Here is a 10,623-nt window from a genome sequence, read left to right on the forward strand (position 1 = left end):
CTGCAGCACCAGTAGTCTGCAGACTGCCTAATTCCGGCGGGAATTACTTGGTGCCCACGGTAATTACTCGTTAATGCGAAATCCACTACTTGATAGTTCCAAAAGCAACGTTTTTCCATTGCCGCGGTCTTCTCGCCGTCCGTAGGGTCGGCAATGCCCCGCTCCCGCGGGCGTTCATTGAATAGGGGATTTCATAATGCGGTTTTCTTCTCTTGTGGCGGCAACGACCCTTGGCCTGGTCGTTTCGCTTGCCCCCGCTGGCCCTGCCCTCGCCGGGCCGGCCGAGCGCCAGGCGGCCTGTACCGCCCTCGGCGGGTCATATTCCACCGGCAGCGGTGCACCGCGGTGCACGGTGACGAACACCGTCGTCGGCCCTGATGTTGTTGACGGAGCGCCGACCACAACCCTCGGACCCGCCCGACCGTCCGGAGCGGCGACCACGGTCGACAATTCGCAGCCCGTGCGGCAGCCCGATCCCGCGGTCACCACCGAAGATCGCAACGTTGGTGAACCGGTCAGCGTCACGACCGAGCGCACCGGCACTCCCGTCGTCACCGAGGATGACCGCGACGCCGGCGAAGCAACGAGCGAGTCGGTCGTCGTCGCAGGCACTCCCTCCTCCACGACCCGGACCGAGATCGGAACGCCAACCAGGACCGAGACGCCGACGACAACGAACTGCCGGCGAGTCAACAACGACAACGCCAACCGGTCGGTTGAAAAGTGCGACCGCGCGGTGCTGACCACAACCACAACGCCGACGACGGTGGTGACCACAACAACCACGCCCCGCGAGCGCGTCACAACCACCACCCAGCCGCGGGAAACGCTCATCACCACGACCACACCGGTCACCGAAGTGATCACCACCACGCAGCAGCGTGAGTCGTGCACGACGACGACCTTCCAGACGGCGGTCGCCACGGTCACCACGCAGCCGACGGTCCGGACGGCCACGACCGAGCAGCCGACCTCCCGCACCACCATCACCACAACCACGGTCTACACCTTCCGGGGAGATGTGCCGGTGGCTGGCACGCCGGCGGTTTCACCCGTGACCGAGCCGGGCACCACCATCACCACGTCGACGGAGGTTCCGGGGGAGCCGGTCGTCACCACCGGCTCGCGGCCCGGTGACCCGGAGTCCGACACGGTCTGCGCGGCCACCGTGCCGGTCATCACCGTCGAGGACGGCGAGACGACGGACCGGGTGACAACCACCACGGCGCCCGCCGAGCCCGTTGTCACCGTCGACCGTGAGGACATCGATCCCCTGGTCGCCGACACCGAGGCGCCCGGGACTCCGATCGTGACAACCAGCATGCGCACCACGGGCGAGACCTGCATCAAGAACCCGTCGAACGCAGAGCAGCGGCGCAACCGGTGCTAACGCATCCGGCCTAGCCACAAGCTGAACAGAACGGCCGCTCACCGGTATGGTGGGCGGCCGTTTCGTTGTGGAGGGTGCCGTCAGGGCCGGCCAGCAGCGGATGACGTCAACAGCCCCAGCTGACCGGCAGGATCCCTGCAGAACCACAACATGGATCTCCATGATTCCAAATGCTGGTCGCATGTGACCAATGGGGATATTGTGAAGGATGTTCCCGTTGCTGAGGTCTCTGAGCAACGGTAACGGAGCCCGTCCGGCCACCTGCACCACGCCGGGCGGGTTCTCCTTTGCCCCGGAAGTTTTCTCTTGACGCGCGGGCGGAGCGGGGACTAAGTTACAACCAAATGGTTGTAGATATGCTGAGCGATGCCGAGATGGACCGCCTGTTCCAGGCGTTCGCCGATGCGACCCGACGCGACATCGTCGCCCGGGTCATCACCGGGGAGTATTCGGTGTCCGGTCTTGCGGCACACTACGCCATGAGTTTCGCTGCTGTGCAGAAGCACGTGGCGGTGCTGGAGCGCGCTTCCCTCGTGACCAAGGAGAAGCGTGGAAGGGAGCAGATCGTGCGGCCGGATCTCGATGGTGTGCGGAAGGCGCGGCGGCTGCTCGATGAGTACGAGCTGATCTGGCGGCAGCGCGTCGACCGGATGGCTGAAATTCTCGCTGAGGAACAGGAGTAGTCCCATGACGTTCATTTCTTCCCATCAGGACCCGGAGGCCCTTAGCCTCACCTTCGTCGCCGAGTTCGACGCCCCCGTCGAGAGGGTGTGGCAGGTGTGGGAGGACCCGCGCCAGCTCGAGCGCTGGTGGGGTCCGCCCACCTACCCTTCCACCTTCGGGCGGTACGAGTTCGTCCCGGGCGGTGCCGCCAGCTACTACATGACCGGTCCCGAGGGCGAGAAGTTCCATGGCTGGTGGCGGATCACGGCGATCGATGCCCCCCGCCGCCTCGAGTACGATGACGGGTTCGCCGATGAGAACGGGCAGCCCGACGCCAAGATGGGGGCAACGCACAGCGTCATGACCCTCGAGGCCGTCGAGGGCCGCACCCGGATGACCACAGTGACCTCCTTCGAAAGCGCCGGGCAGCTGGAGCAGATGCTGGCGATGGGCATGGAGGAGGGGATGAGGGAGGCGATCGGGCAGATCGACGCCCTGCTGGCCGAGCCAGCGCGGACCTGACCGGACCCCGCCAACGAAAGAGCCCTGTCACCCGCTGCTGCGGGTGACAGGGCTCTTCTGGTTCGAACGCGACCGGCCGTTTGGCTAGACGCCGTAGTACAGCTCGAACTCGTAGGGGTTAGGGCGGAGGGCCAGCGGCAGGATCTCCGTCTCGCGCTTGTACTCGATCCAGGTGTCGATGAGGTCCTGGGTGAAGACGCCTCCGGCCTGAAGGAATTCGTTGTCCGCCTCGAGGGCGAGCAGTGCTTCCTCAAGGGACCCGGGAGCCTTCTGGATGTCCTTGGCTTCCTCGGCGGGGAGCTCGTAGAGGTCCTTGTCGATCGGGTCAGCCGGTTCGATCCGGTTCTTGATCCCGTCAAGGCCGGCCATGAGCTGCGCGGCGAAGGCGAGGTACGGGTTCGACGAGGGGTCCGGCGCCCGGAACTCGATGCGCTTGGCCTTCGGGTTGGAACCGGTGATCGGGATGCGGATACCCGCGGAGCGGTTGCCCTGGGAGTAGACCATGTTCACCGGTGCCTCGAAGCCCTTCACAAGGCGGCGGTAGGAGTTCACCGTCGGGTTGGTGAAGGCGAGGACGGCGGAGGCGTGCCTGAGCAGGCCGCCGATGTACCAGCGGGCAACATCGGACAGGCCGGCGTAGCCGCGCTCGTCGTAGAACAGCGGCTCCCCGCCGTTCCACAGCGACTGGTGGCAGTGCATTCCGGAGCCGTTGTCGCCGAAGATTGGCTTGGGCATGAAGGTTGCAGACTTGCCCCACGCGTTGGAGACGTTCTTGACGATGTACTTGAACTTCTGCAGGTCGTCCGCGGCGTGCGTCATCGTCGTGAACTTGTAGTTGATCTCTGCCTGGCCGGCGCCGCCGACCTCGTGGTGGGACCGCTCGACCTCAAGGCCGGCACGGTCAAGCTCAACGCAGATCGCGTCGCGCAGGTCCGCCTGCTTGTCGACGGGGGAGACCGGGAAGTAGCCGCCCTTGAACGGGGTCTTGTTGCCGAGGTTTCCTCCGACCTCCTCGCGGCCCGAGTTCCAGGGGGCCTCGATCGAGTCGACCTTGTAGAAGCTTCCCTGCGGGGAGGACTCGTACTGGACGTTGTCGAAGATGTAGAACTCGGCCTCAGGGGCGAAGAACGCCGTGTCGGCGATGCCCGACGACGCGAGGTAGGCCTCGGCGCGCTCGGCGACGCCGCGCGGATCGCGGTGGTACGGGTCTCCGGTGCGGGGGTTGACGATCGAGAAGTTCAGCGCGAGGGTCTTCTCCACGCGGAACGGATCGATGAACGCCGTTGTGGGGTCCGGAATGAGCTGCATGTCGGACTCCGCGATGCCCTGAAATCCGCGGATTGACGATCCGTCAAACAACTGGCCGTGGATGAAGAAGTCGGCGTCGACCGATTTCGCCGGCACGTTGAAGTGCTGCTGGACCCCGGGGAGGTCGGTGAATCGGACATCGACGAACTTCACATCTTCGTCAGCGATGTATTTGAGGACTTCGTCCGCATTCTTGAACATCGGTTTTATGCTCCTTACGCATAGCGGGGGTAACGGCCCGGCGCTGCAGCGTCTCTCCATTGTGAGCAGGGGTGAACGCTGGCAGTACTTCTGCTGCCGCCGACAGGTCACAACTCTAGGAGCACCCAGTTTCCCGTTAGTGTCACGGTTGTTTCCGGCACGTTACTTAATGGTGGCTGCACTTTCAGCCTAGCCTGATTTGGTGCCCGTCCCGCACCCGCCGGAGGCCGTCCCGGTCCTTGGGCACGGCCGGGGGTGCCCGGCCGGCAGCGGTTCCCGGTCCCCGGTCGCGGCGGCACCGCCGTCCGGGTCAAGGGTAAACTGGGCCTGTGGTGAACAGAAGCGACGTCGGGTCCTGGCTTGAAGGGCCGCCGCCGATCCAGGAGTGGCCGGGCAAGCGGCTTGGCCGTCCCCAGCATGGTCCGGGTTCGATCGCACGCTTTGGGCGGAGGTTTGGAGCGCTGGTCATCGACTGGGCATTGTGCTCGGCGATCTCGGCTGCGTTCTTCGGCTGGGACGGATTCGCCACAACCTACATCTTCCTCATCGAGCAGATCCTGCTCGTCGGGTTCTTCGGCTACAGCATTGGCCACCGGGTGATGGGAATGCAGGTGCAGACCCTCGACGGGCGCCCCGCCGGTTACCTCACCGCCGTCATCCGTGCCGTGCTGATCTGCCTGGTGATACCCGCAGTGATTTTCGACCCCGATCAGCGCGGCCTCCACGACCGCGTGCGCGGAACGGTCCTCGTCCGCATCTGATCATCTCCGGCCCGTTCTCGACATCCCCTCTCCTGCCCGTTCTCGACATCCAAAGTGCAGTAATGACGGTCCCGGGAGGGCTTTTCCTGTCATTACTGCACAGTGGATGGGATCCAAACAAAATGGCGGACCCTGCCGAGCCGTAGCTCGGCGGAGTCCGCCACCTGAGTGGAGCGAGGGAGCGTTAGCGGCCCTTCATTGCCTTGCGGTCGGGGCGCGCCTTGAACGGATCGACGCCCTTGGGGATGGGCAGCCGGGTTCCGAGGGCGTTCAGGCGCTTGTTGACGGCCTGGACCTCCTGCTTGGTGAGCGTCTTCTTCAGTTTCTGGGCCGTGCGCGCCACCTTGGCAAGCGGCACCTGCCCTTCGCCGCGGCCTGCCTGGATGATGTGAACGGGAACGTTCGGCAAGATGCGCGCCATCTTGCGGCGTTCGTCGTCGGCGAGCCGCTTGACGCGGGTGGAAGGGCCTTCGGTCACCAGGACGATTCCGCACCGGCCGATCGCCCGGAACACCGCGTCCTGGGTGCGCGGGTTCATTGCCACCGGCTGCTCCTCGAGGATCCAGCCCCGGCGCAGCACGCTCAGTGCGGCACCTGCAGCACCTGGTTTGCCCTCGATCTGGGAGAACGCGGCGCGTTCTGCACGGCGCGAGAGGATGAACACCGCGGCGAGGAACGCCAGCGGGATGGCGATGATGAGCAGCGTCACCACGTTCTGGATCAGCAGGCCGATGAGCAGGCCGACCGCGATGATGCCGAGGAACGCAGCAAGCATCAGCCAGACGACGTTCGGGTCGTTCCGCCGGGTCATCTTGAAGACTTCGATGATCTGCTTGGTCCGCCCCGTCTTGGCGGGCTTGTTCGCCTTCGGCTTGCGGGAGAAGAGGCGCCGTTTGGGCGCGGGGGAACCTGCTGAATCGATGCTGTGCGACATAGTGGCTCAATTCTACGTGATGCCGGATACTCATTTGCCCGCGGAAGGGGGCAGTGCCTGGTGGGGGCCGGCTACCCGGCTTTGAGGCTCGAGGCCTCCTGCAGCGTTGAGCCCGAATCCTCGATGTGGGCAAGCTCCGGCGGCAGTTCGAAGCCCTTCTTGCGCATGGCACGCGCCCACAGGCGGCCGGCCCGGTAAGAGGAGCGCACCAGCGGCCCGCTCATGACCCCGAGGAAGCCGATTTCCTCCGCTTCGTCGCGCAGTTCGACGAACTCTCCGGGTTTGACCCAGCGGTCCACCGGAAGGTGCCGCTCGCTTGGGCGCAGGTACTGGGTTATCGTGATCAGATCGCAGCCGGCGTCGTGAAGGTCCCGGAGGGCCGACGAGATCTCCTCCCGGGTCTCACCCATGCCGAGGATGAGGTTCGACTTCGTAACCATGCCCTGGTCCCGGCCCTGGCTGATGACGTCGAGGGACCGCTCGTAACGGAAGGCAGGGCGGATGCGCTTGAAGATGCGGGGGACCGTCTCGACGTTGTGGGCGAAAACCTCGGGGGCCGCTTCACAGATCGCCGTGATGTGTTCGGGCTTGCCCGAGAAGTCGGGGATGAGGATTTCGACGCCCGTGCCGGGGTTCATGCTGTGGATCTGCCGGATCGTCTCGGCATACAGCCAGACGCCCTCGTCGGGCAGGTCGTCGCGGGCAACCCCTGTCACTGTGGCGTAGCGGAGGTTCATCGACTTCACCGACTGGGCCACCTTGAAGGGCTCGCTGCGGTCAAGGGGCTGCGGTTTGCCGGTGTCGATCTGGCAGAAGTCGCAGCGGCGCGTGCACTCCGAGCCGCCGATAAGGAACGTTGCCTCCCGGTCTTCCCAGCATTCGAAGATGTTCGGGCAGCCCGCTTCCTCGCAGACCGTATGGAGCCCTTCCTTCTTCACCAGGTTCTTCATCGAAACGAATTCGGGTCCGATATTGACCTTCGCCTTGATCCAGTCGGGCTTGCGCTCGACCGGGGTCTCGGCATTGCGCGCCTCGATGCGCAGCAGTCGGCGTCCCTCGGGTGCCAGGCTCACAGTAAAGCTCCTTTTGGCTGGTCTGCGCCAGCGTTGTCGGTTGATCCGTCGGAAAGGGCGCTGGCCGTGGCATCGAGTACCAAGGCAGCTTCATTCTTGCGCAGTTCTTCCTCAACCCGCGCCACCACGTCGGCGGGGCTCACGGTGCGGCCGAGTTCAGCGGAGATGCTTGTGACGCCGGCGTCGGTGATTCCGCAGGGGACGATCTGCTGGAACGGCGCCAGGCTGTTGCTGCAGTTGAGGGCGAAACCGTGCATTGTGACCCGCCGGTTGACGCGGATTCCGATGGCGGCGATCTTCCGGTCCGGCCGGGTGGCGTCGGCCGCGATCCAGACGCCCGAGCGGCCCTCGATGCGGATTCCGTTAAGCCCGTAGTCCCGAAGGACGGCGATGAGCACGTCCTCGAGGATGTTCACGTAATCGGCCACCCGGGTGGGCTCGGGCAGGGCAACGATGGGGTAGCCCACCAGCTGACCGGGACCGTGCCAGGTGAGCTTCCCGCCCCGGTCAACGGCGACGACGGGCGTGCCGTCGAACGGGCGTTCGTGGTCTTCGGTGCGTTTGCCTGCCGTGTAGACCGCTGAGTGTTCAAGGAGCAGGACCGAGCTGGGGGCCCGCCCGTCGATGACGGCCTCGTGAAGCTCACGCTGGAGCTTCCATCCGGTTTCATAGTCAACGTAGTCCGGATGCAGTCCAACCCGGGCGAACTCGAGAGTCATGGGATAAGGGTAGACCCCCGTTTGGAGTCGTGGCGACGAAACGGGCGCGCCGGCGCCCTGTGGATAACGCAAGCGGGAATCCGCCCGTTGTACTAGACCTGAGCGCATGGACGCGTTTTGGGGCGATGACGATGTGCCTGAGTACACGGTGGACACCCCCGTGATCGAGTGCGAACCGCCCCAGGCCGAGGGGTTCGTCACCGGCCGGCTGCTTGGCCTCGGCGGCGCGTCGGAGGTCTGGCTCGTGACCGCCGAGGACACCGGGACGCGGTACGCGCTGAAGGTGCCGCACCGGGATAGCGGCGCCCAGCGCTTTGACCGTGAGGCGGCAGAACGCGAGCTCGGGCTGCTCGGAGCCTTCCACCACGACCATCTCTTGAAGGTCCACGACGTCCTCCCGACGACGCGGGGCCCCGGGGTGCAGCTCGACTATGCGCCAGGCGGTTCGCTCGCCCAGCTGATCGGGGCACGCGGACCCCTGCCGGTGGGAGAGGCCGTGACGGTGCTTGCCCCGATTGCCCAGGCGCTCGGCCATCTCCATGCCGAAGGTGCCGTTCACGGGGATGTCTCGCCCGGCAACATCCTCTTCACTGAGGAGGGCAAGCCGCTCCTGGCCGACCTCGGATTGGGGCGGTGGCTGGGGGAGGCTGGCCGGGAAACCTTCGGAACGCCCGGCTTCGAGGACCTCCGCCCCGGTGCGGCGGGCCACCCCGACCCCGATGCCGACGTGTTCTCCCTCGCCGCCGTCGCCTGGTTCACCCTGACCGGCAGAGTGCCCCGCCCCACTGACCAGAGACCACCGCTGCCGCTGCTTGTACCGGAAGTGCCCCCGCGCATGGCGGAGCTGATCGAACAGGGCCTGGCCGACGACCCGGCCCGACGGCCCCGGGCCGAAGCGTTCGCCCGCGGCTTGCTGCGCGCGGGCACGGCGGTTCCGGTGGACCTCGTGGCGGCCGTCCACGAGAGCGTCCTGCCGCAGCTGCGCACCCGCCGTTCGGTGCTGCTCGAGGAGGGCAGCAGGAAAAGGGTCAGACGGGGCGGCGGCCGCCGCGGCCTCACGGCTCTCCGTGCGGGCACGGGTTCCCATGTCGCACCCATGACCCGTCCCGGCGCCCCTGCGGGCTCCGGGCGGAACGGGCGGATCCGCAGGGCCGCGGTGGGCGCCGTGCTGGGCGTCCTCCTGCTGTGCGGGGTGCTCGTGGCAGGCATCGGGTCCGCCGGGCAGGACCGCACGCTCGGGCACCCTGCGGAGGCAGGCAGGCCGGTGCCCGGCCCCGAACCGCGATCCACCGCCGGGCGGCTGCCCGGAACCGAGACGAACCCGGGGACCGGGCAGGCTACGTCGACGGCAGACGGCGCCGTCATGCCCCCGCACGCGGGTGCCACGCCCGATGGCGCAGAACCGCCCAGCCCAGTGGGACCGCCCAGTCAGTGGAACCGAGCAGGTTGGAACCGAGCAGGTCGGAACCGACCAGGTTGGAAGCGAGCGGCTTGTCGCCGAAACCTGCAGAACCGGGCCGCGGGGGAGATCGCACCACCGGTATGGCCCCAGGCAACCCGGAATCGGAAGGCAGTCGGTCGCGGAAAGGCCAGGGCCTGCCCGGTGCCCTGGCTGCATCAGATCCTCTTCGGGTGCTTCCCGCCCTCGCGGCGCTGCGTGCCGAAGCGTTCGCGCGGGCGAATCCACAACTGCTGCAGCAGGTCAATGTCGCGGGTTCGCCCGCCATGGCGGCCGACGACGGCGCGGTGCGCGCGCTCGCCGCCGCAGGGCGGCGCCTTGAGGGCCTGACGGTCCGCATCACCTCCGCACGGGCCGTGCCAATGGGCGCTGCGGCATTAGGGGGCCAAAGCCGCCCGGACCCCGGGCAAGACCACGGAGCGGCGGCCGGAACAAACGGGACGGCCGCCGCAGTCGCCGCGACGGCGGCGGTGTCGGCCTATACGGAGACCGCCGCCGATGGTTCTCCCACTGCCAGCCCGGCCGCCGCAAGCCAGCAGCGCCTGGTCTTCATCCTTCACCACGACGGCGAAGCCTGGAGGATCTACTCGGTCCATGAGCAACCCGCCGAACGGTGAGGGTCAGGCGCGCCGCACCCAGGCCGCCAGATCCTCGAGGGTGTTCTGCCCGAAGGTGAACCCGGAGCGTTGCAGGACTTCCGGTTCCATGCGCGCGCTGACCAGCAGCAGTTCGTAGGCAAGCTGACCCATCGTCCGGCGCAGCAGGAACTCCGGGACACGCAGCCGGGTGGGCCGGTTCAGCTCCTTGCCCAGTGCCTCAACCAGTTCCCGCAGGCGCGCCGGCTGGGGCGCCGCGAGGTTCACCGGCCCTTCAACGGAGGAGGTGAGGAGGAATTCGACGGCGCGGACCTGGTCCTCGAGGGTGATCCAGGGCCACCACTGGTCGCCGCTGCCCAGCGGCCCTCCCGCGTAGAGGCGAAGCGGCAGCAGGAGCGCCGGCAGCGCCCCGCCCTGCTTCGCCATCACGATGCCGGTGCGGGTCGTAACGGTACGGACATGGGACGGCGCGCGGCCGGCTTCAGCTTCCCACCGGCGGCAGATGTCCGCGAGGAGGGTGTTCCCCGATCCGGAATCCTCGGTGAGCCTTTCGTCCCCGCGGTCGCCGTAGTAGCCCGATGCGGACTGGCTGATGAAGACCGCAGGCGGGCTGTCCGCCTTCCGCATCGCATCCACGAGGGTGCGGGTGGGCCTGATCCGGGAGGAGTAAAGGACCTCCTTGTAACTGCGGGTCCACAGCCCGCCTGCGATCCCCGCCCCGGAAAGGTTGATGACGGCGTCGGCGGCCTCCACCGCCGCCTGGTCGAGGGTTCCGGCGGCCGGATCCCAGCGGCTTTCATCCGGTCCTTTGGGGGCCCGCCGCACCAGGCGCGTGACGGAGTGGTTCTCGGCAAGGGAAAGGACAAGGGCGGTGCCGATGGTGCCCGATGCTCCGGCGATGAGGATGCGCATTGTCCCATCGAACCACCTGCGTCCAGCAGGGGGAACAGGCGGGCAGCACCGCATGCTCCGGAGGGCCTCGGTGCGTGTGGTTATG

General features: G+C 66.9%; 11 protein-coding genes. 6 read left to right on the plus strand and 5 right to left on the minus strand.

The window, feature by feature from the left end; translation table 11 throughout:
• Positions 1-196 precede the first annotated feature (196 nt).
• The 3 genes from AC4D2R_RS12185 to AC4D2R_RS12195 all read left to right on the plus strand — a co-directional run bounded on the left by AC4D2R_RS12185 (position 197) and on the right by AC4D2R_RS12195 (position 2,575).
• A complete protein-coding gene (locus AC4D2R_RS12185; RefSeq protein WP_490940209.1) occupies positions 197-1,390 on the plus strand; it encodes a hypothetical protein in 1,194 nt (397 codons plus the stop codon).
• A gap of 344 nt (positions 1,391-1,734) precedes the next feature.
• The gene (locus AC4D2R_RS12190) at positions 1,735-2,073 is read left to right on the plus strand and encodes an ArsR/SmtB family transcription factor (protein ID WP_490940210.1); all 339 of its coding nucleotides are present in this window, start codon (positions 1,735-1,737) and stop codon (positions 2,071-2,073) included.
• 4 nt (positions 2,074-2,077) lie between these two features.
• Positions 2,078-2,575 (plus strand): SRPBCC family protein, encoded by a 498-nt coding sequence (locus AC4D2R_RS12195; protein ID WP_490940211.1) that lies wholly within the window; start codon positions 2,078-2,080, stop codon positions 2,573-2,575.
• An 84-nt stretch (positions 2,576-2,659) separates the two neighbouring features.
• Here the strand turns inward: AC4D2R_RS12195 and glnA are convergent, their stop codons facing one another.
• Complete coding sequence (gene glnA / locus AC4D2R_RS12200; RefSeq protein ID WP_490940212.1) at positions 2,660-4,084, minus strand: type I glutamate--ammonia ligase; 1,425 nt, start codon at positions 4,082-4,084, stop codon at positions 2,660-2,662.
• Between the two features lie 329 nt (positions 4,085-4,413).
• Here glnA and AC4D2R_RS12205 point away from each other — a divergent pair, with 329 nt between their 5' ends.
• Positions 4,414-4,845 carry an RDD family protein gene (locus AC4D2R_RS12205; protein WP_490903612.1) on the plus strand — a complete coding sequence of 144 codons (432 nt, stop codon included), beginning with the start codon at positions 4,414-4,416 and terminating at the stop codon, positions 4,843-4,845.
• 184 nt (positions 4,846-5,029) lie between these two features.
• Here AC4D2R_RS12205 and AC4D2R_RS12210 read toward each other — a convergent pair whose 3' ends face one another.
• The 3 genes from AC4D2R_RS12210 to lipB all read right to left on the minus strand — a co-directional run bounded on the left by AC4D2R_RS12210 (position 5,030) and on the right by lipB (position 7,571).
• Complete coding sequence (locus AC4D2R_RS12210) at positions 5,030-5,779, minus strand: DUF4191 domain-containing protein (RefSeq protein WP_490903611.1); 750 nt, start codon at positions 5,777-5,779, stop codon at positions 5,030-5,032.
• A 71-nt stretch (positions 5,780-5,850) separates the two neighbouring features.
• Positions 5,851-6,852, minus strand: coding sequence for a lipoyl synthase (lipA, locus tag AC4D2R_RS12215; RefSeq protein ID WP_490940213.1), 1,002 nt, complete (start codon positions 6,850-6,852; stop codon positions 5,851-5,853).
• Positions 6,849-7,571, minus strand: coding sequence for a lipoyl(octanoyl) transferase LipB (gene lipB / locus AC4D2R_RS12220; protein ID WP_490940214.1), 723 nt, complete (start codon positions 7,569-7,571; stop codon positions 6,849-6,851). The genes lipA and lipB overlap by 4 nt, the downstream gene beginning before the upstream one ends.
• Positions 7,572-7,677: 106 nt before the next feature.
• Here lipB and AC4D2R_RS12225 point away from each other — a divergent pair, with 106 nt between their 5' ends.
• Together AC4D2R_RS12225 and AC4D2R_RS12230 are read left to right on the plus strand one after the other, a co-directional pair.
• Positions 7,678-9,360 carry a serine/threonine-protein kinase gene (locus AC4D2R_RS12225; protein WP_490940215.1) on the plus strand — a complete coding sequence of 561 codons (1,683 nt, stop codon included), beginning with the start codon at positions 7,678-7,680 and terminating at the stop codon, positions 9,358-9,360.
• Positions 9,297-9,647 (plus strand): hypothetical protein, encoded by a 351-nt coding sequence (locus AC4D2R_RS12230; RefSeq protein WP_490940216.1) that lies wholly within the window; start codon positions 9,297-9,299, stop codon positions 9,645-9,647. The genes AC4D2R_RS12225 and AC4D2R_RS12230 overlap by 64 nt, the downstream gene beginning before the upstream one ends.
• A gap of 3 nt (positions 9,648-9,650) precedes the next feature.
• On the opposite strand, the gene AC4D2R_RS12235 is transcribed toward AC4D2R_RS12230, so the two are convergent.
• Positions 9,651-10,538 carry a TIGR01777 family oxidoreductase gene (locus AC4D2R_RS12235; RefSeq protein ID WP_490940217.1) on the minus strand — a complete coding sequence of 296 codons (888 nt, stop codon included), beginning with the start codon at positions 10,536-10,538 and terminating at the stop codon, positions 9,651-9,653.
• Between the last annotated feature and the right edge of the window lie 85 nt (positions 10,539-10,623).

Source organism: Arthrobacter sp. TJ-217 (genome assembly GCF_058269255.1).

Excerpts from the sequence above, each read along its gene's own strand:
- AC4D2R_RS12185 (WP_490940209.1), top strand. The coding sequence starts at position 197 with ATGCGGTTTTCTTCTCTTGTGGCGGCAACGACCCTTGGCCTGGTCGTT.
- AC4D2R_RS12190 (WP_490940210.1), top strand. The coding sequence starts at position 1,735 with ATGGTTGTAGATATGCTGAGCGATGCCGAGATGGACCGCCTGTTCCAG.
- AC4D2R_RS12195 (WP_490940211.1), top strand. The coding sequence starts at position 2,078 with ATGACGTTCATTTCTTCCCATCAGGACCCGGAGGCCCTTAGCCTCACC.
- glnA (WP_490940212.1), bottom strand. The coding sequence starts at position 4,084 with ATGTTCAAGAATGCGGACGAAGTCCTCAAATACATCGCTGACGAAGAT.
- AC4D2R_RS12210 (WP_490903611.1), bottom strand. The coding sequence starts at position 5,779 with ATGTCGCACAGCATCGATTCAGCAGGTTCCCCCGCGCCCAAACGGCGC.
- lipB (WP_490940214.1), bottom strand. The coding sequence starts at position 7,571 with ATGACTCTCGAGTTCGCCCGGGTTGGACTGCATCCGGACTACGTTGAC.
- AC4D2R_RS12225 (WP_490940215.1), top strand. The coding sequence starts at position 7,678 with ATGGACGCGTTTTGGGGCGATGACGATGTGCCTGAGTACACGGTGGAC.
- AC4D2R_RS12230 (WP_490940216.1), top strand. The coding sequence starts at position 9,297 with ATGGCGGCCGACGACGGCGCGGTGCGCGCGCTCGCCGCCGCAGGGCGG.
- AC4D2R_RS12235 (WP_490940217.1), bottom strand. The coding sequence starts at position 10,538 with ATGCGCATCCTCATCGCCGGAGCATCGGGCACCATCGGCACCGCCCTT.